This window comes from Nitrospirillum amazonense, assembly GCF_007828035.1.
GTDB classification, from domain to species: domain Bacteria; phylum Pseudomonadota; class Alphaproteobacteria; order Azospirillales; family Azospirillaceae; genus Nitrospirillum; species Nitrospirillum amazonense.
Genome location: NZ_VITV01000005.1, coordinates 447,067 through 465,570, shown reverse-complemented (window position 1 = coordinate 465,570; position 18,504 = coordinate 447,067). Strand labels below are relative to the sequence as shown.

Below are 18,504 nucleotides of genomic sequence, written 5' to 3'. Positions count from 1 at the left end.
GGTGCTTAGCCGGCGGCCTTCTTCTTGCCGGCGTTGCGCAGCAGGGTGCCCAGCGGCAGGTGCAGGTGGGAATTGGCGGCCAGCACGCTGGCGCCGCTCTGCGGAACCTTGCCGCCGCCGATCTCGGTGGCGAAGCCGCCGGCCTCGGTCACCATCAGCAGACCCGCGGCCACGTCCCAAGGCTTCAGGTTGGTCTCGAAGAAGCCGTCGAAGCGGCCGGCGGCGACATAGGCCAAGTCCAAGGCGGCGGCACCCAAGCGGCGGATGCCGGCCACCTCGCCCATCACCGCCTGCAGCTGCGGCAGGTAGGCGGCATGGTCGCCATGGCCCTTGAAGGGGATGCCGGTAGCGATCAGGGCGTCGGGCAGGTTGCGGCGGGCGGAGACGCGCAGACGGGTGTGGTTGAGGAAGGCGCCGGCGCCCTTCTCCGTCCAGAACATCTCATCATGCACCGGCTCGTAAACCACGCCGGCGACGATCTCACCTTCCTTTTCCAACGCGATGGTGACGGCCCAGTGCGGCAGGCCGTGCAGGAAGTTGGTGGTACCGTCCAGCGGATCGACGATCCAGCGGTGCGACGGGTCGCTGCCGGCCACGCTGCCCGCTTCCTCCAGCAGGAAGCCGAAGCTGGGGCGGGCCTTGGACAGTTCCTCGCGGATGATGTTTTCCGACTTGCGATCGGCGGCGGACACGAAGTCCGCCGGACCCTTGCGGGAAACCTGCAGCTGCTCCACCTCACCGAAGTCGCGCACCAGGGCGCGGCCCGCCTTCTCGGCGGCTTTGGTCATGACGTTGAGGATGGCGGAACGGGCGGCCATGGAATGTCCCTTTTGATCTCATTACAGGCAGGTCCCCGGGGGACCGCCCTACCATAAAAGCCGAGAGCGAATTCCACCGGAAGGCGGAATTCGCTCTGGCAACGAACCAGCCGCCCCGAGGGCGACGGCGGAAGGAGGATTAATCCTTCGCGCGTTCCATGTATTCGCCCTCGGCGGTGCTGACCACCACGCGGGTGCCGGCTTCGATGTGCGGCGGAACCAGGATGCGCACGCCGTTCTCCAGCAGGGCCGGCTTGTACGAGGAAGAGGCCGTCTGGCCCTTCACCACCGGGTCGGCCTCGGTGATAGTCAGGGTGACGGTCTGCGGCAGCTCGACCGACAGCGGCGCGCCTTCGAAGGTCTGCACCGTCACTTCCATGCCGTCGGTCAGGAAGACCTTGCCGTCGCCGACGACATCGCCGGGAATGGAGACCTGCTCGAAGGTTTCCTTGTCCATGAAGGTGTAGCTGTCGCCTTCTTCGGCGAACAGGAAGGTCATCTCATGTTCGTCAAGGCGGGCACGCTCCACGCTTTCCTGGGTACGGAAGCGCTCGATCGTCTTGGTGCCCGTGCGCACGTCCTTCATCTCGATCTGGATGAAAGCGCCGCCCTTGCCGGGCTGCACGATCTGCGTCTTCACGACCACCCACAGCTTGCCGTTATTCTCCATAACGTGGCCGGGGCGCATGGTGTTGGCGTTAACCTTCATGGTGCTTCAACTTTAACCTGGGTGTTTGCGAGCGGCGGGGACCCTAGCAGCTTGTTGCCAGCCGGACAAGATCAGCCGGAATTCCCAAGGCGCATGCCCCTTCGGCGTTATCCCGCAAACGATGCTGTGGAATACCCCAACCGCCACGAAACCGGCGCAGAAAAAGCCCGGCAGGTCGAAACCGGCCGGGCTTGGAAGGGTATGGGACGGGAAACAGGGAATGAGAAGAACTACAGGGAAACGAACTTGCACCAGCCTCAGGGCTTGATGCCTCAGGGTTTGATTAGGGCGCCAACGGCCGCACCACCGGCCGCACCGATGGCCGCACCCGCCAGGACCGGGCCGCCGACGATGGCCGTCAGGGCGGCACCACCCGCGGCGCCGATGGCGCCACCGGACAGAGCGCGCTGCTGGCGGGCGTTAAGGCCCGAACAGCCGGCCAAGAGGGACCCGGCGACAACGACGACGACAGCTTTCTTCAACATGATGGCCTCACTGCTTCCAAGACCGGGGCGGAACAAGGCAGTGCTCCGCCCCGGGGCCGGGCTTAACGCCGGCTAAATCATTGCGGATTAAGGGGTTAGCGGATGGGAATGACCACGTTCAGGCCAGCCGACGGATAGTAGACCGGGGGCGGCGGCGGGGGCGCGTAGTACACCGGGGGCGGCACGTACACCGGACGGGGCGGGCCGTAATAGTACGGCGGGGCCACGTAGACCCGCGGGCCGCGATAGTAGTCGTGGTAGCGGTAGTAGTCACCATGGTGGTGACGCCAGTACTCATCGGCCTTGGCCTTGGTCGCGGTCAGACCGGAGGATGCGGCGACCCCGACCACGACCAGTGCGGCAACCGCGGCAAAGCGCTTCACCTTCGCCAGACGCAGGAAATCGCTCGTCATGATCTTACCTCCAAAAAGGGGATGCTCGCTTGTCGGCTCGTGCCGTCATCGGCTTCCCATGGCTCGTATCCTGGAGGCGGATGTTGACGATTTAAGGGCGATGTTTGCCTTAATGCGACCGTAATTATGAATGGGCCGGGAACTTTACGCGCCCAGCCCATTCATCAATAAAAACAAATGGTTATATTATCGGACCACTTGTCCCGCCCCGCGCCCGCGCGGATCGGAGGCGGTTTCCAGTTCCGTGCCGATCACCCGCACAGCCTCCACATCGCCCATGTTCCAACCCTGATTCACCAGCGTGTAGCCCATGGCCTTCAGCTTGTCGGCCTCCGGCCCCGTCAGCGGGGCGTAGGGGTCGTAATAGATGGTGTCCTTGGGCAGCAGCTGATGATGCACCCGCTGGGCCGCCACCGCCGCCTGCAGCGGCATGTGGAAGTCATAGACGTCGCTCATCACCTGGAAGACGCCGGTGAAGATGCGGGAGCCGCCGGGCGTACCCAGCACCAGGCTGACCTTGCCGTCGCGGGTGACGATGGTGGGGGTCATGGAGGACAGCATGCGCTTGCCCGGCTGGATGGCGTTGGCGTCCTTGCCCACCACGCCGAAGCCGTTGGGCACGCCCGGCTTGGCGCTGAAGTCATCCATCTCGTCATTCATCAGGAAGCCGGCGCCGCTGACCACCTCGCCGTTCCCGAACTCGAAATTCAGGGTGTAGGTGTTGGAGACGGCGTTGCCCCACTTGTCCACGACGGAGAAGTGCGTGGTTTCGTTGGGCTCCAGCCCCGGCTTCACGTCGGGCGTGGGGGAAATGGCGGTCGGGTTGACCTCTCCGGCCCGCTTGGCCAGGTAGTCGTCGCTGATCAGCTTTTCCACCGGCACCTTGTAGAAGTCCGGGTCGCCCAGGTATTCCGCGCGGTCGGCGAACACCCGCTTCTCGATCTCCGCCAGCAGGTGGATGTACTTGGCGGAGTTCAGCGGCACGTCCTTGAAATCCGCGGCGCGCAGCTCCTTCATCTTCAGCAACTGGGCCAGCGCCTCCCCGCCCGAGCTGGGCGGCGGGGCGGTATAGACGACGTTGCCCTGCCAGGTGAACCGGATGGGCTCCCGCCACTTGGCCTTGTAGTCCGCCAGATCCTGCGCCGTGATCAGGCCGCCGTCCTTCTTCATTTGCGTGACCAGCAGCTGCGCCGTCTTGCCGGTGTAGAACTCCTTGGGCCCGTCCTTGGCGATGCGCTTCAGCGTCTCGGCCAGTTCCGGCTGGGTGAAGATCTTGCCCGGCTCCATCTTGCCGAAGTACTGGGCGAAGTTGGTGCCGGCAAACTGCGCCATCATGTCGGTGCGGTAGGCGATGATCTTGTCGGATGGCAGGAAGCCCTTTTCCGCCAGGGTGATGGCCGGCTGGATGACCCGCTCCCACGGCAGCGTGCCGAAGCGGTGATGCGCCTCCCACAGGCCCATGACGGTGCCGGGCACGCCGGCGGCCTTGGCGCCCACCAGGCTGAGCTTGGGAATCACGTTGCCCTGGGCGTCCAGGTACATGGTGCGCGTCGCGGCCTTGGGCGCCACCTCGCGGTAGTCGATGAAATAGGGCTTGCCGTCCACGAACAAGGTCATGAAGCCGCCGCCGCCGATGTTGCCGGCCTCGGGATAGGTGACGGCCAAGGCGAAGGCGGTGGCCACGGCGGCGTCCACGGCGTTGCCGCCGGCCTTCAGGATTTCCGCCCCGGCGCCCGTGCCGAAGGTGTCGGCCGAGGCCACGGCGCCCCCCGACAGCAGGGCGGCCGGCGCGGTCGCCGTCTCCTTGGCCTGGACCAGCGCCACGCCCCCGAACAGCGCGACGCCCAATGCCACCGCGCCCATCGCATTGACCCAGCGACGCGTGATGCCCTTGCCAACCCGCCCCTTGCCACCCTGCCCCTTGCCACCCTGCCAGGACCCCATCGGTCACCCCTCTTGTTCTGGAACCATTGTCCGCCCGCCGGGCGGAAGCGATCAGCATGCCCAGGTCGCCCGCGAAAGATAAGATGATTTTGCGCTGCGGTATGATAAGCGGGGCTTGACGATTTTCTCATATATGGGAAATATTCCCGTTATGGAACAGGCCCCCGATCCCTTCGACCAACGCCTGGCTGCCCGCCTCGCTGGCTTGCGCCTGGAACGCGGCTGGACTCTGGAAACATTGGCCGAGCATAGCGGCATCAGCCGCGCCACCCTGTCCCGGCTGGAGCGGGGGGAAACCAGCCCCACCGCCGCTTTGCTGGGACGGCTATGCACCGCCTACGAACGGCCCATGTCCCGCCTGCTGGCGGAGGTGGAGGCCGATCCGCAGCAGTTCATTCCCCGCGAGTCCCAGCCCGTCTGGACCGATCCGGAAACGGGCTTCCGCCGCCGAGGCCTGTCCCCGCCCGCCAGCGGCTACATAACAGAAATGGTGGAGGGCACCCTGCCCCCCGGTGCCGTCATCGCCTATCAGGCGCCGCCGGTGGCGGGGCTGGAGCATCATTTGTGGATGCTGGCCGGGCGGCTCGACCTGGCCTTGGACGGCGTGTCCCACGCGCTGTCGGCAGGGGACACGCTGCGCTACCGCCTGGCGGGCGGCAGCCGCTTCCACTGCCCCGGCCCGGATGCCGCGCACTACGTCATCGCCATTACCCGCCCCTGAGAAAGCCCCCGAGCCACCATGACCGCCCTGGCCATCCGCGAAATTACCGCCGCCGAGTTGGACGCCCAGACCCCCGCCCTCAGCCGCATCCTGCATGCCTGCGTCCTGGGCGGGGCCAGCGTCGGCTTCATCCTGCCCTTCGCCGAGGACGAGGCCACCGCCTTCTGGCAAGGGCTGAGACCCGGCCTAGAGGCCGGCGGCCGGCGCCTGCTGGGCGCGTGGCTGGGGGACAGCCTGATGGGCACGGTGCAGTTGCTGCTGGCCGGCCCGCCCAATGGCCGCCACCGGGCGGAGGTGGCCAAGATGCTGGTCCATCCCGACGCTCGCCAACGCGGCATCGGCCGGGCGCTGATGGCCGCCGTCGAGGCGCTGGCCCGGACAGAGGGCCGCACCCTGCTGCTGCTGGACACCGGCAGCGATGAAGGCCGGGCGCTGTACCGCTCCGCCGGGTTCCAGACCGTGGGCGACATTCCGGGCTATGCCCTTCATGTCGATGGCTCAGCCCTGGCGACGACCATCCTGTACAAGCATTTAACAGGGCCAATGCCGGAGAATTACGCGCACTGACGCGTGCCAAGCCGGCCAATTACCGGTATCCGCCAGTAAAAAATGTTGCGGTGCGTGCGTTTTCACCCCCGCACCCCCCGCCCCCGCCTTGCCGCCCCTGCGCACTAGCGCTAAGGTCGCTGCCGGTCCCGGCATGGCGGACCCGCGCCAAGGCCGGCGCGGGAATCGGCCCGAAGTACGCCGGACAGCCATCGATGGGGGCGGTTAAGGCGGCAATGGGTTTCACGCTGGCAGTCGGCACATTCCTACAGCATTTGATCAACGGCCTGACCCTGGGCGCCATCTACGGACTGATCGCCATCGGCTACACCATGGTGTACGGCATCATCCGCATGATCAATTTCGCCCATGGCGAGATTTACATGATCGGCGCCTTCATCGCCGTCACCACCTTCACCCTGCTGCTGGGGGCGGGCGTGACCTCGGTGCCGCTGGCGCTGGTCATCGTGCTGGCCATCTCCTGCACCTTCACCGCCGCCTACGGCTGGACCATCGAGCGCGTGGCCTACCGGCCGCTGCGCACGGCGCCCAAGCTGGCGCCCTTCATCTCCGCCATCGGCATGTCCATCCTGCTGCAGAACTTCGTCATGTTGACCCAGGGGGCGCGGTCGAAGTCGCTGCCGCCGGTCATGACGGGGGGCGTCACCCTGTGGCACGATGGCGACTTCAGCCTGGGCCTGACCAACATCCAGATGTTCATCATCCTGCTGACCGTGGCACTGATGGCCGGGTTCACCCTGGTCATCAACCGCACGGCCCTGGGCCGCGCCCAGCGGGCGTGTGAGCAGGACCGAACCATGGCAGCATTGCTGGGCATCAACGTCGACCGGACCATTTCCCTCACCTTCGTGCTGGGGGCCGGGCTGGCGGCGGTGGCCGGCGTGATGGTCACCCTTTATTACGGCGTCATCGACTTCTACATCGGCTTCCTGGCCGGCATGAAGGCCTTCACCGCCGCCGTGCTGGGCGGCATCGGCAGTCTGCCGGGTGCCATGCTGGGCGGTTTGCTGATCGGCCTGATCGAGGCCTTCTTCTCCGGCTACGTCTCCAGCGCCTATAAGGACGTGGCGGCGTTTTCCATCCTGATCCTGGTGCTGGTGGTCCGCCCCTCGGGCCTGCTGGGCCGTCCTGACATCGAGAAGGTGTGAGGTCATGGCCGCACCCGCGAGCACTTCCATTCCCGTCGCCCATCGTCTGCGTGACGCCGGCATCGCCGGCCTGGTCGCCATGGCGCTGGCCGTGCCTTTCCTGGGCCTGCGCACCGTCAACCTGGACCAGGGCCTTGTGGTGCAGGCCAACCTGGCCTATGTGCCCCTGGCCGGTGCCGTCGTCTTCCTGGGCCGGCTGGTCCTCGGCCTGCTGGCGGCACCGCTGGCCAAGGCCGTGGCCCCCCTGGCGGCGTGGCGGCCGCCGGCGGCCGCCCAGCGCCTGCGCGCCTGGGGCGGGCCGCTGCTGGTTCTGGCCGCCGTGGCCCTGCCCTTCCTGCCCTTCGCCAACCGCTATGTCATCGACCTGGGCACCACCGCGCTGATCTACATCCTGCTGGCGACGGGGCTGAACATCACCGTGGGCTTGGCGGGCCTGTTGGATCTGGGCTTCGCCGCCTTCTACGCCATCGGCGCCTATACCTGCGCGCTCACCACCACGCAGTTGCACTGGGGCTTCTGGCCGGCGCTGGTGGCGGGCGGGCTGGCATCCAGCCTGTTCGCGGTGCTGTTGTCCCTGCCCATCCTGCGGCTGCGGGGCGATTACCTCGCCATCGTCACCCTGGGCTTTGGTGAGATCACGCGCATCGTCATCCTGAACTGGCAAGGCCTGACCGGCGGGCCCAACGGCGTGTCGGGCATCGCCCGGCCCACCCTGTTCGGCCTGACCTTCGACCGGCGCGCGCCGGCCGGCGGCCACACCTTCAGCGAGGTGACGGGCATCGCCTATGCCCCCGAACACCGGCTGATCTTCCTCTACCTGGTCATCCTGGCGCTGACCGCGCTGGCGGCCTACACCGTCGCCCGCCTGCGCCGCCTGCCCATCGGCCGCGCCTGGGAAGCGTTGCGCGAGGATGAGATCGCCTGCCGCTCCCTGGGCATCAACCCCACCATGGTGAAGGTCTCGGCCTATGCCAGCGGCGCCCTGATGGGCGGCTTGGCCGGCTGTTTCTTCGCCGCCCGCCAGGGTTTCGTCAGCCCGGAAAGCTTCGGCTTCATGGAATCGGCCACCATCCTGGCCATCGTCGTGCTGGGCGGCATGGGCAGCCAGGCGGGCGTGATCATCGCGGCCTTGTTCATCGTCGTGCTGCCGGAACTGGCGCGCGGCTTCGCCGACTACCGCATGCTGGCCTTCGGCCTGGCCATGATCCTGATCATGATCTGGAAGCCGGGCGGCCTGCTGTCCGGCCGCTTGCCGACCATCCGGCTGTCCAACGCCAAGCCCAAGTCCGTGGCGGAGGCCGCCTGAAATGACCGAACCCCTTCTTGACGTTCAGGGCCTCACCATGCGCTTCGGCGGCCTGCTGGCCGTGGACGGCGTGGACCTGACGGCGGAACGCAACCGCATCACAGCATTGATCGGACCCAACGGTGCGGGCAAGACCACCATCTTCAACTGCCTGACCGGCTTCTACAAACCCACGGCCGGCCGGCTGCTGCTGCGCCACCCGGCCCGGGGCCCCATCGAGCTGCAGAAACTGAAGGGCTACGGCGTCGCCCGCACCGGCGTGGTGCGCACCTTCCAGAACATCCGCCTGTTCCCCAGCATGACGGTGCTGGAAAACCTGCTGGTGGCCCAGCACCAGGCGCTGATGCCCAGGTCCGTCTTCTCCTTCGCCGGCCTGCTGAACCTGAAGGGCTGGCGCGCCGCGGAAGAGGCGGCGGTGGAGACGGCCCGCGACTGGCTGCGCCGGCTGGACCTGCTGGCGGTGGCGGATGAGGAGGCGGGCAACCTGTCCTACGGCATGCAGCGCCGGGTCGAGATCGCCCGCGCCATGAGCACCAACCCGCTGCTGCTGTGCCTGGATGAACCGGCGGCCGGCCTGAACCCCCGTGAAACCCGGGCGCTGGCCGAACTGCTGGTAGGCATCCGCGCCGAACACGGCATCGGCATCCTGCTGATCGAACATGACATGGGCCTGGTCATGGACATCTCCGACCACATCGTCGTCGTCGACCATGGCGCCCGCATCGCCGCCGGCACGCCGGCTGAAATCCGCAATGACGAGCGGGTGATCAAGGCCTACCTGGGCGAGCCCGACGCCGATGACGTCGCGACCGCCGGCGGGGGCGCGCACTGATGGCCGGCCCGCTGCTGCAACTGTCCGACGTCCACGCCAGCTATGGTCCCGTGCACGCCCTGCGCGGCGTCAACATCACGGTGAACGAGGGGGAGATCGTCACCCTCATCGGCGCCAATGGTGCCGGCAAGTCCACCCTGCTGATGACCATTTGCGGCAACCCGAAGCCGACTCAGGGCCAGATCCTGTTCCAGGACAAGAGCCTGGTGGGTATCCCCCCGCACCTGATCGCGACGCAAGGCATCGCCCAGGTGCCGGAGGGCCGGCGCATCTTCCCGCGCATGACGGTGCTGGAGAACCTGCAGCTGGGCGCCACCCTGGCCGACCCCGCCCATTTCGCCGAGGACCTGGCCACCTGCTACGGCCTGTTCCCCATCCTGGAGAAGCGCCAGGCCCAGCGCGCCGGCACCCTGTCGGGCGGCGAGCAGCAGATGCTGGCCATCTCCCGCGCGCTGATGAGCCGGCCGCGCATGCTGTTGCTGGACGAGCCCTCGCTGGGCCTCGCCCCCCTCATCATCCGCCAGATCTTCCAGGTCATCGAACAGCTGAACCGGGAGCGCGGCATGACCATCCTGCTGGTGGAACAGAACGCCTACCACGCCCTGAAGCTGGCCCATCGCGCCTATGTCCTGGCCTCGGGCGAGGTAGTGCTGACGGGCTCAGGGCGCGAACTGCTGGCCAACGAGCAGGTGCGCGCGGCCTACCTGGAGGGCGGGGCGCATTAACCTCAGGCGGTCCGCTTGAGCGCTTCCTGGACAACGTCTGGGTTCTTGGCGATCACCTTCAGATAGGCTTTCGCCGTGGCGTCCGGTTCCTTCCGGCCCTGTTCCCAGTCGCGCAGTGTCCCGATGGGCACATGGAACCGCGCGGCGAACTCTTCCTGCGTCAACCCCAGCGCTCGACGCATCGTCCGCACCTGCGGCACCCGGCGCATACGGGACATGTCTTCAGGCGTCAACGGTCGCGCATCCGGATCGCTCACTGCAGCCTGGTGACGCTCTTCCTCCGACATCGCATCAAAGCGCGCGAAAGGGGTGGCATCGGGGTCAAGCGTTTTCATCGTGGTATCGTCGGCGCTCATGGGGCTCAGCTCCTCTCGCGGAGATCAGACGGATATCATCACCCCGGAGGGCGTAGGCGAGGTAAAGCAACCGCCCCTCCGCCATGCCGATGAAACGTTCCTCACCGTAATCCTCACGCTCATCCGGCCACTCAATGGCGAACGGATCCCGGAAGACGGCGCAGGCATCCTCAAATCGGACGCCGTGCTTGGCCAAGTTTTCAGCAGCCTTGCGTTTGTCCCACTGGAACATGGCATCTCCGACTCTATGACGCAAGAGTACGGCTAAGCCGTATTTCCGTCAACGTGCCGAACCCGCTCACAGAGGCAGGTGAAGGTACCGCCATAGCTGGAATCAAGGTGAAGGATCAACGCTTCTGGGTGGTACCTGCGCTAGCGGGCCACTAGCGTCGACAGGTCGCCCACCGTGGCGCGGCCCTGATAAAGATCGTCCAGTGCTTGCGCGGCCAACGGTGGCAGTGCCGGTTCCCCCAAGCGCCAGAGATGAATGGTGGAGAGGATGGTGCCGGGCCAATAGTCCTGGACGGCGAAGTCGATCACACCGCCCGCCTTCAGGATCGTGCGCTCCGCACCGTCAACGGAACGAATGTCGAAGCGCAGCCCATCTTCGCTCGCCGCGAAGCCCGCAAGCTGCCCATCGTGATAGCGGAAACCCACGACCAGGCCGTCTTCCCGAACCTGCACCCCATCCAGCGTCATTTCTCCCTACTCCGCCGCCTCGCCCTCCTCCTTGGGCGCCCCATTGGCTGTCCCGCCGGCTGCATCGAACTGCAGGGCCGCCAGCCGGGCGTAGAGGCCGCCCTGGCGGATCAGTTCCTCATGCCGGCCGCTGGCGACGATCTTACCCTTGTCCAGGACGATGATGCGGTCGGCGTTCAGCACGGTGGCCAGACGGTGGGCGATGATGAGGGTGGTGCGGTCCTTCATCAGGGTTTCCAGGGCTAGTTGCACCCCGCGTTCGCTCTCCGCGTCCAGGGCGGAGGTCGCCTCGTCCAGCAGCAGAATCTTCGGATTGCGCAGGATGGCGCGGGCGATGGCGATGCGCTGGCGCTGGCCGCCGGAAAGCCGCACGCCTTTCTCGCCCAGATAGGTGCCCAAACCTTGCGGCAGCGCCTCCAGGAAGTCCAGGGCGTGGGCAGCGCGGGCGGCGGCGCGCACCTCGTCGTCCGTCGCCTCGGGGCGGCCGTAGCGGATGTTCTCCCACGCGTTGGTGGAGAAGATCACCGCCTCCTGCGGGACGATGCCTAAGCGGGCGCGCACGTCCGCCGGGGTGGCCGTGCGCACGTCCACGCCATCCACCAGCACGCGGCCGTCCTGTGGGTCATAGAAGCGCAGCAGCAGCTGGAACAGGGTGGTCTTGCCCGCCCCGCTGGGGCCAACGATGGCCACGGTCTCGCCCGGCGCCACGGTCAAGTCCAAGCCCTCCAGCGCGGCATAGTCGGAGCGGGAGGGATAGTGGAAGCGCACGCCCTCAAACGCGACGGTACCGATGGCCGGGGTGGGCAGCGCCACCGGGTTGGGCGGGGCCACGATGTCGGGCTTGGTCTCCAGCAGATCCACCAGCCGCTCCATGGCGCCGGCGGCGCGCTGCAACTCACCCGTCACTTCGGAGATGGCGCCAACGGCGCCGGCCACCAGCACGGAATAGAAGATGAAGGCGGAGAGCTGGCCGGCGGAGATGCGGCCGGCCAGCACGTCATGCCCGCCGATCCACAGGATGACACCGATGGCCCCCATGACCAGCGAGATGATGATCATTGCCATCAGAGCGCGCACGCGAATGCGGCGCACGGCGGTGGTGAAGGCATCCTCCACCCGGTCGCCGAAGCGCGCCGTCTCGATGGCCTCATGCCCGAAGGCCTGGACGATGCGTATGCCGCCCAGCGTCTCATCCACCTGGGCGCCCACGTCGGCCACACGGTCCTGGCTGGCCTTGCTGAGCTTGCGCAAGGACCGGCCCAGAATAACGATGGGCAGCACTACCAGAGGAACGACGACCAGCACCAGGCCCGTCAGCTTGGCGCTGGTGATGGCCAGCATGACCAGGCCACCCATCAGCATCAGCGTGTTGCGCAGGGCGATGGAAACGGTGGAGCCCACCACCGTCTGCAGCAGCGTGGTGTCTGTGGTCAGGCGCGACAGCACCTCACCCGTGCGGGTCGATTCGAAAAATCCGGGCGATAGCGTGACCAGATGGTCGAAAACCGCCCGGCGGATATCGGCCACCACCCGCTCCCCCACCCAGGAAACCAGGGAGAATCGCACATAGGTGGACCCGGCCAGCACCAGGATGACACCCAGCATGACCAGCAGCGCGTGGTCCAGCAGCTGCGGATTGCTGGTGACGAAGCCTTGGTCCACCACCGCCTGAAGCCCGCGGCCCATGCCGATGGTGGTGGCCGCCGCCAGCAGCAGGGCGATGCCCGCCCCCACCGAATGCCACACGTAGGGCCGCACGAAGGGCAGCAGAAAGGCCAGGGGCCGCAGGGACTTACGCCCCGGGGCGGGTGTGCCCGGGGTGGGTGTCATGGTGGCGTCGGTCACCGGCGATGTTCCCAATCTGTCTGAGCGGGGCGCGGAACCTTCCCATTATTCAAGCGTCCCCGAACAATCAGCTTGGCCCCACGCGCGTGATGGCTTAGGTAATGCGTCCAAGGCCGTGGGGCAACCATCGCCAACCCTTTCCTTCATCGCCACGTGGCGTCAGCCATGCGTGGTTGTGGTGTCGTGCGCACGGGAAGCGCACGATCGGGTGTTGATCCCGGGGACGGTTTTGGCTATAAGCCCGGCTTCGCATTTCGAGATTTTTGTTTTGGGACTTGGGCGATCATGAAAGCTGACATTCACCCGGACTACCATGAGATCACCGTCGTCATGACCGACGGCACCTCGTTCAAGACCCGGAGCACCATGGGCAAGGCCGGCGACACGCTGCGCCTGGACATCGACCCGAAGTCGCACCCCGCATGGACGGGCGTGCAGAAGCTGGTCGATACCGGCGGCCAGATCGCCAAGTTCAACCGCCGCTTCTCGGGCCTGGGCCTGAAGTAAGCCGCGGGCGGCTAACGCCGCGCGCTGTTGAGCTTTCAAGAAAGGGCGTCCCATCCGGGGCGCTCTTTTTTGCTGCTCACGCACCGCCCCCTGCCCTTAGCCGGAAGTGCCCCCTGGCCTGCGACCGCAGGCCCCCGGAGATTTCTGGGGAGCGAAGCGGACTGGAAATCAAGGATAGCCAAGCCGCCGGACGGCGGCGCCCGGCGATTGAGGGAATAGGCCTAACTAAGCCACGCTGCGGCGGTATTGCTCTTCCAGGCGCTCGGCGCGCATGTACAGGCTATGGCTGCGTTGCAGCAGGGATCGCAGGCCGGACGGCAACTCGCCATTGTCGGGGCCCGAAGGATCGCTGCAGATGGCGCCGCCGGATAGGGCGAACTGCTCGCCCAGCACCTGGTCGGCCGTCAGCTCATGGGCATGCACGGCCTTTAGGGCCAATAGCCAGGCCATCACCTGGGTCAACCGGCTGGTGACACGCAACGACTCGTAGCTGATCTGCAATCGGACCTGGGGTGGCAGCCCCCGCTGGTCCTTGGCTTCCTGGAAGGCCACATAGTTGCGCGCCTCAACCAGGAGGGCCATCGTCTCCTCGTATGTCCGGTCGAAAAAGGCATTGGACTCGAGCAACGAGGAACCTTTCTCCGGCCTGGACCTGAATGCCGCACGGGTTGGTCCCATGGGCGTAACTCAGGTGGGGGTAACCCGGGCACGGACAGCAACTGTAGGATCGAAATGCCCGGCCCCGCAATACGCGGCAGGGCGGGGTCACCTTCTGATCACAGTCGGTGACGCTTCAGGGTGCCGCCAAAGGCTTAAATCTTTGGAAATAGGACGACGGATTTCCGGGCCGCTTCGCCTTCCATTTTTCGGAGTCCGGTCCCTATTGAAATCCGCGAAGGCCGTTCACAGATGAAACTGCGTCGGCGGGAATGCCCAGGAGGGGTTCCTAGAGCCGGCATGAAACCCCACCCAACGGGACGGCCAGGATGGCGCCCAAGGGGCCGGGGTGATCGCTCTACCGGAGGATTATCATGCGCAGTTACGACCTGTCCCCGCTGTTCCGTTCCACCGTCGGTTTCGACCGCCTGACCCGCCTGATGGAGTCGGCCCTGAAGACCGAGGACCAGGGCAACGCCTACCCGCCCTACAACATCGAGAAGCGCGGGGACGACGATTACCGCATCACCATGGCGGTCGCTGGCTTCAGCCAGGAAGAGATCGACATCGTGACGCAGGAGAACGCGCTGACGGTCATCGGCAAGTCACGCAAGGATGATCAGGCCTCCCCACAGACACAGTACCTGCACCGGGGCATCGCCGGCCGTGCCTTTGAGCGGCGCTTCCAGCTGGCCGAGCATATCCGGGTGACGGGTGCGGCGCTGGAAAATGGCCTGCTGCACATCGACCTGGTGCGGGAGGTGCCGGAGACGGCCAAGCCGCGCCACATACCGATCGCTAACCTGGGCCAGAGCTCGACCGCCCTGCCCACCGGGCAGGCAGCCAACTAAGTCCTGGTCCAACTAAGTCCTGGCCACGGCTAGAAAGGGTCCGGATGGGTGACCGCCCGGGCCCTTACAGCCAGCGCGATTTCAGGACGCCAAAATGGAAAGGGCCGCAGCTATTGCGCTGCGGCCCTTTCGCATTCCCAGCGGCGCCGGTTTTCCGGCTGCCTGATTTTGCCCGCCCGTTCAACCCGTACCAAACTTCGAAACGGACGGTATGCAGGGCACGCGGACCAGTCAACCCACTTTGGCAATAAAGGCCGCAGATCAGTCAACGCACCGTCACAATTTTGCCACATGGGAGGTACGCCGTTGCGGTAAGCCAGCCCCTCTATCTCATTGATTCAAAATTGATTTCCGGCCATAGCCGGCGGCCGTCAGGGCGGCGCCAATCTCCTCCAGAATAGCCGGGTCATCAATGGTGGCGGGCATGGCCCAAGCCTCCTGGTCCGCGATCTTTTGCATGGTCGCCCGCAGGATTTTCCCTGAGCGGGTTTTGGGCAGCCGCTCCACCACCAAGGCCTGGCGGAAGGCGGCCACGGGGCCGATGACCTCCCGCACCCGCTGCACCACCTCGGCCACAATCGTCTCATGACCGCGGGTCACCCCCGCCTTCAGCACCAGGAAACCCAGCGGCAACTGCCCCTTCAGCGCATCGTGCACGCCAATGACTGCGCACTCCGCCACGTCGGGATGCCCGGCCAGGACCTCTTCCATGGCGCCGGTGGACAGGCGATGGCCGGCCACGTTGATGATGTCGTCGGTGCGGGCCATGATGAACAGGTAGCCATCCTCATCGACATAGCCGGCGTCCGATGTCTGGTAGAAACCCGGATATTCGGAGAGGTAGCTGCGGATGAAACGCTCTTCAGCGTTCCACAGCGTGGGTAGGGCACCCGGCGGCAGCGGCAGGCGCATGGTGACCGCCCCCAGCGTGCCCGCCGGCACCTCGTGCCCCTGCCCGTCCAGCACCCGCACATCCCAGCCCGGCAGCGGCCGAGTGACCGAGCCATGCTTGACCGGCATGAGGCCCAGCCCCACCGGATTGCCCGCGACCGGCCAGCCGGTTTCCGTCTGCCACCAATTGTCGATGACCGGCACCTTGAGATGGGTTTCGGCCCAGCGCAGGGTATCGCTGTCGGATCGTTCGCCGGCCAGGTACAGCTGGCGGAAATGGCTGAGGTCGAAATTCTTCAGCAACAGGCCCTCCGGATCCTCGCGCTTGATGGCGCGGAAGGCGGTTGGGGCGGTGAACAGCATGCTCACCTTGTGCTGGCTGATCACCCGCCAGTAGGCGCTGGCGTCCGGCGTCCCCACCGGCTTGCCCTCATACAGCACGGTGGTGGCGCCGTGCAGCAAAGGGCCGTAGACAATATAACTGTGCCCGACCACCCAGCCCACGTCGCTGGCGGCCCAGAACACCTCCCCCGGCTTCAGCCCATAGAAATGTTCCATGGTCCATTTCAGGGCCACGGCATGGCCGCCGTTGTCGCGGACCACGCCCTTGGGCTGGCCCGTGGTGCCGGAGGTGTACAGGATGTACAGCGGATCCGTGGCGGCCACCGGCACGCAATCGTGCGGCGTCGCCGTTTCGGCCTCTGCCCAGTCGATGTCGCGGCCCGGCTTCAGGGGCGCCTGCTCCTGCGGCCGCTGCAGGATGATGCAGCGGGTCGGCTTGTGCGCCGCCTGGTCGATGGCGCTGTCCAGCAGGGGCTTGTAGGGAATGATCCGGGCGCCCTCGATCCCGCAGGAGGCGGAGACCACCACCTTCGGCCTGGCGTCGTCCAGGCGGGTGGCCAGTTCACGCGCGGCGAATCCACCGAAGACGACGGAATGGATGGCGCCCAGCCGGGCGCAAGCCAGCATGGCGACAACTGCCTCGGCCACCATGGGCATGTAGAGGATGACGCGATCACCCTTCCCCACCCCCTGGGCTGCCAACAGGCCGGCGAAGCGCGCCGTCAGGTCCAGCAGCTCGCGATAGGTGTATGTGGCCACGGTGTTGGTGATGGGCCGGTCATGGATCAGCGCCACCTGGTCCCCCCGCCCCGCCGCCACGTGGCGGTCCAGCGCGTTCCAGCAGGTGTTCAGCTGCCCGCCGGTGAACCAGCGGAACAGGGGCGCGCGGCTATCATCCAGCACATGATCCCAGGGGCGGATCCAGTCGATGGCCTGGGCCGCCTCCCCCCAGAAGCCTTCGGGGTCTTCCAGAGACCGGTTGTACACTTCCGCATAGCGTCCGCTCATCCGCTTACCCCCCCTTTGGGGCCCCGAAGGCCCCTATTCTTGCTTGGTCCCGCCACCATCGCAGGACGCCCAGGGGGACGACCATGAGACAGATCAACGGCCTGCCTTCATCCTACCGGCTCGGGGGCGCCGGCCAACACGAAACCGCCCCGCCCACCCGAAAGGACAGGGCGGTGCGGCAGCGGGTGGCATAGGGCGGGCGTGCATGTGGGATAGGGGCGCCGGCAACGAACGACTTGAAAGGTAAGGCGATTCGGTCGGACGGCCTAGCTGGGCCTCTGCCACCCTCCATTTAAGAAGGGTATGGGCGCCACCTCGACGTCCAAGGTGGTGCCCCGTCAGACGGCACGTCAGATGATCGCCCGCCCCGCCGCGAAGCTGCTTTCGCGGCCCACCTGGTCATAGCAGCCGGTGAGCCAATCGCCGGCTGCGGCACGTCCCATATCACGCAGCTCAGTCAGGAAGCCCCAGTCGGCGTTCAGCTTGCTGGAGACGCCCAGGTCCGCCATGCCGGGCCCCGGCTCCACCAGGTGCAGATAGACCGGGCGCACGCCGGCCTCCGCCGGGTCGATGCCGTGGTCCGCACACAGGCGGTTCACCAGCTCCAGCGACTTGAGTTCGCGCAGCAGGGTGGCGTTGAAGCCGATCTCGCTCATGCGGTCGACGATGGCGCTCGGCGACGTGGGCACCGCCGGCCGCTGCAGCGGCGTCACCTGCACCACCAGAATGTCGGTCGCCGTGCAATCATGCAGCAGGGGATAAAGCGTGGGGTTACCCATATAGCCGCCATCCCAGTACGGCTCACCCTCGATCTCCACCGCCTGGAACAGGATGGGCACGCAGGCCGAGGCCAGCAGCGCCTCGATGGACAGGTCCGCGCCCTTGAACACGCGCAGCTGGCCGCGGTTGACGTTGGTGGCGCTGACGAACAGGCGCACGCTGTCGGACCGGCGTAGCACCTCGAAGTCGATGAGGCCGTCCAACACGTCGCGCATGGGGTTCAGGCCCAGCGGGTTGAACTGATAGGGCGACATCATGCGCACCATCATGTCCAGGCCGGCATAGACAGGGGAATGGTCCAGGTTGCGCCGCGCGGCCCCGCCTGTCATCCAGTCCAGCCAGGTGGGCTGCAGCGGGCCGGTGGCGGAGCTTTTGGCCATCCGCCGCCATAGACGGTGCAACAGGGCACGGGCCCCCTCCGCCCCACCGGTCAACAGGCCATAGGCCAGCAACGCGCCGTTGACGGCGCCGGCGCTGGTGCCGCTGATGCCCTCGACATCCAGCCGGCCGTCCTCCAGCAGGCGGTCCAGCACGCCCCAGGTGAACGCGCCGTGAGAACCGCCGCCCTGCAGCGCCAAATTGACGGTGCGCCGCGCCGGCACCTCAGTGACCGGAGGAGCCGCTGGCTCTGGCGACACCGGTGTCGCCCGCCGCCGCCGCTTGGCCACATCGCCCGCAGAACCGTCCATCCCGCCCTAACCCTCAAAGAAAAGTGGCCCGGTGTTGAAGGCGAAGCACAGAATTCGCCGGTCCGCCGGGGCCAACATGGTTAACAACTGCCTGGGCTTGTCGATAAAATGCCGCCCAATTCGCAAATGACTCATACCGCGATACCGGTAACGGAACAAACCCGTCTTGAACAATGCTGAACCTGGGTTAAGGTTAGGTTAGTGACTTGGG

Annotated in this window: 20 protein-coding genes; 8 read left to right on the top strand and 12 right to left on the bottom strand. The window is 66.4% G+C overall.

Annotated elements, in window-relative coordinates; all coding sequences use genetic code 11:
* Positions 1-5: 5 nt before the first annotated feature.
* The 5 genes from FBZ87_RS17235 to ggt form a co-directional block, all read right to left on the bottom strand.
* Entirely contained in the window at positions 6-818 is an 813-nt protein-coding gene (locus tag FBZ87_RS17235; protein ID WP_145611583.1) for an inositol monophosphatase family protein, read from the bottom strand.
* A gap of 139 nt (positions 819-957) precedes the next feature.
* Positions 958-1,527 carry an elongation factor P gene (efp, locus tag FBZ87_RS17230; RefSeq protein ID WP_145611581.1) on the bottom strand — a complete coding sequence of 190 codons (570 nt, stop codon included), beginning with the start codon at positions 1,525-1,527 and terminating at the stop codon, positions 958-960.
* Positions 1,528-1,799: 272 nt separating this feature from the next.
* Positions 1,800-2,012 carry a hypothetical protein gene (locus FBZ87_RS17225; RefSeq protein ID WP_088871815.1) on the bottom strand — a complete coding sequence of 71 codons (213 nt, stop codon included), beginning with the start codon at positions 2,010-2,012 and terminating at the stop codon, positions 1,800-1,802.
* 95 nt (positions 2,013-2,107) lie between these two features.
* On the bottom strand, positions 2,108-2,425 hold the full coding sequence (locus tag FBZ87_RS17220; protein WP_186454808.1) for a hypothetical protein: 318 nt from the start codon (positions 2,423-2,425) through the stop codon (positions 2,108-2,110).
* A 186-nt stretch (positions 2,426-2,611) separates the two neighbouring features.
* Positions 2,612-4,369 (bottom strand): gamma-glutamyltransferase, encoded by a 1,758-nt coding sequence (gene ggt, locus FBZ87_RS17215; protein WP_246134446.1) that lies wholly within the window; start codon positions 4,367-4,369, stop codon positions 2,612-2,614.
* Between the two features lie 151 nt (positions 4,370-4,520).
* Between ggt and FBZ87_RS17210 the strand changes: the two genes are divergently transcribed.
* The 6 genes from FBZ87_RS17210 to FBZ87_RS17185 all read left to right on the top strand — a co-directional run bounded on the left by FBZ87_RS17210 (position 4,521) and on the right by FBZ87_RS17185 (position 9,668).
* Positions 4,521-5,090 carry a helix-turn-helix domain-containing protein gene (locus FBZ87_RS17210; RefSeq protein WP_211106972.1) on the top strand — a complete coding sequence of 190 codons (570 nt, stop codon included), beginning with the start codon at positions 4,521-4,523 and terminating at the stop codon, positions 5,088-5,090.
* 18 nt (positions 5,091-5,108) lie between these two features.
* Positions 5,109-5,657: a GNAT family N-acetyltransferase gene (locus tag FBZ87_RS17205; protein ID WP_145611579.1), complete on the top strand. Its 549-nt coding sequence runs from the start codon at positions 5,109-5,111 to the stop codon at positions 5,655-5,657.
* Between the two features lie 215 nt (positions 5,658-5,872).
* A complete protein-coding gene (locus FBZ87_RS17200) occupies positions 5,873-6,805 on the top strand; it encodes an ABC transporter permease subunit (RefSeq protein ID WP_004273582.1) in 933 nt (310 codons plus the stop codon).
* A 4-nt stretch (positions 6,806-6,809) separates the two neighbouring features.
* Positions 6,810-8,111 (top strand): high-affinity branched-chain amino acid ABC transporter permease LivM, encoded by a 1,302-nt coding sequence (livM, locus tag FBZ87_RS17195; protein ID WP_145611577.1) that lies wholly within the window; start codon positions 6,810-6,812, stop codon positions 8,109-8,111.
* 1 nt (position 8,112) lies between these two features.
* On the top strand, positions 8,113-8,943 hold the full coding sequence (gene livG / locus FBZ87_RS17190; protein ID WP_145611576.1) for a high-affinity branched-chain amino acid ABC transporter ATP-binding protein LivG: 831 nt from the start codon (positions 8,113-8,115) through the stop codon (positions 8,941-8,943).
* Positions 8,943-9,668 carry an ABC transporter ATP-binding protein gene (locus FBZ87_RS17185; RefSeq protein ID WP_145611575.1) on the top strand — a complete coding sequence of 242 codons (726 nt, stop codon included), beginning with the start codon at positions 8,943-8,945 and terminating at the stop codon, positions 9,666-9,668. The genes livG and FBZ87_RS17185 overlap by 1 nt, the downstream gene beginning before the upstream one ends.
* A gap of 2 nt (positions 9,669-9,670) precedes the next feature.
* Here FBZ87_RS17185 and FBZ87_RS29765 read toward each other — a convergent pair whose 3' ends face one another.
* The 4 genes from FBZ87_RS29765 to FBZ87_RS17165 all read right to left on the bottom strand — a co-directional run bounded on the left by FBZ87_RS29765 (position 9,671) and on the right by FBZ87_RS17165 (position 12,553).
* Positions 9,671-10,024, bottom strand: a complete 354-nt coding sequence (locus FBZ87_RS29765) for a helix-turn-helix domain-containing protein (RefSeq protein ID WP_145611573.1) — start codon at positions 10,022-10,024, stop codon at positions 9,671-9,673.
* A complete protein-coding gene (locus FBZ87_RS17175) occupies positions 9,990-10,256 on the bottom strand; it encodes a BrnT family toxin (RefSeq protein WP_145611571.1) in 267 nt (88 codons plus the stop codon). The genes FBZ87_RS29765 and FBZ87_RS17175 overlap by 35 nt, the downstream gene beginning before the upstream one ends.
* A gap of 140 nt (positions 10,257-10,396) precedes the next feature.
* A complete protein-coding gene (locus tag FBZ87_RS17170) occupies positions 10,397-10,723 on the bottom strand; it encodes a hypothetical protein (protein WP_145611569.1) in 327 nt (108 codons plus the stop codon).
* Between the two features lie 6 nt (positions 10,724-10,729).
* Positions 10,730-12,553: an ABC transporter transmembrane domain-containing protein gene (locus tag FBZ87_RS17165; RefSeq protein ID WP_145611773.1), complete on the bottom strand. Its 1,824-nt coding sequence runs from the start codon at positions 12,551-12,553 to the stop codon at positions 10,730-10,732.
* Between the two features lie 300 nt (positions 12,554-12,853).
* Here FBZ87_RS17165 and rpmE point away from each other — a divergent pair, with 300 nt between their 5' ends.
* The gene (rpmE, locus tag FBZ87_RS17160; RefSeq protein ID WP_040848326.1) at positions 12,854-13,075 is read left to right on the top strand and encodes a 50S ribosomal protein L31; all 222 of its coding nucleotides are present in this window, start codon (positions 12,854-12,856) and stop codon (positions 13,073-13,075) included.
* Positions 13,076-13,300: 225 nt separating this feature from the next.
* Here rpmE and FBZ87_RS17155 read toward each other — a convergent pair whose 3' ends face one another.
* Entirely contained in the window at positions 13,301-13,753 is a 453-nt protein-coding gene (locus FBZ87_RS17155; RefSeq protein ID WP_145611568.1) for a DUF1465 family protein, read from the bottom strand.
* Positions 13,754-14,106: 353 nt separating this feature from the next.
* On the opposite strand from FBZ87_RS17155, the gene FBZ87_RS17150 reads away from it, so the two are divergent.
* Entirely contained in the window at positions 14,107-14,583 is a 477-nt protein-coding gene (locus FBZ87_RS17150; RefSeq protein ID WP_145611566.1) for an Hsp20 family protein, read from the top strand.
* 330 nt (positions 14,584-14,913) lie between these two features.
* Here FBZ87_RS17150 and FBZ87_RS17145 read toward each other — a convergent pair whose 3' ends face one another.
* On the bottom strand, positions 14,914-16,824 hold the full coding sequence (locus FBZ87_RS17145; protein WP_145611563.1) for a propionyl-CoA synthetase: 1,911 nt from the start codon (positions 16,822-16,824) through the stop codon (positions 14,914-14,916).
* A gap of 350 nt (positions 16,825-17,174) precedes the next feature.
* A complete protein-coding gene (locus FBZ87_RS17140; protein ID WP_145611561.1) occupies positions 17,175-18,293 on the bottom strand; it encodes a patatin-like phospholipase family protein in 1,119 nt (372 codons plus the stop codon).
* Positions 18,294-18,504 lie beyond the last annotated feature (211 nt).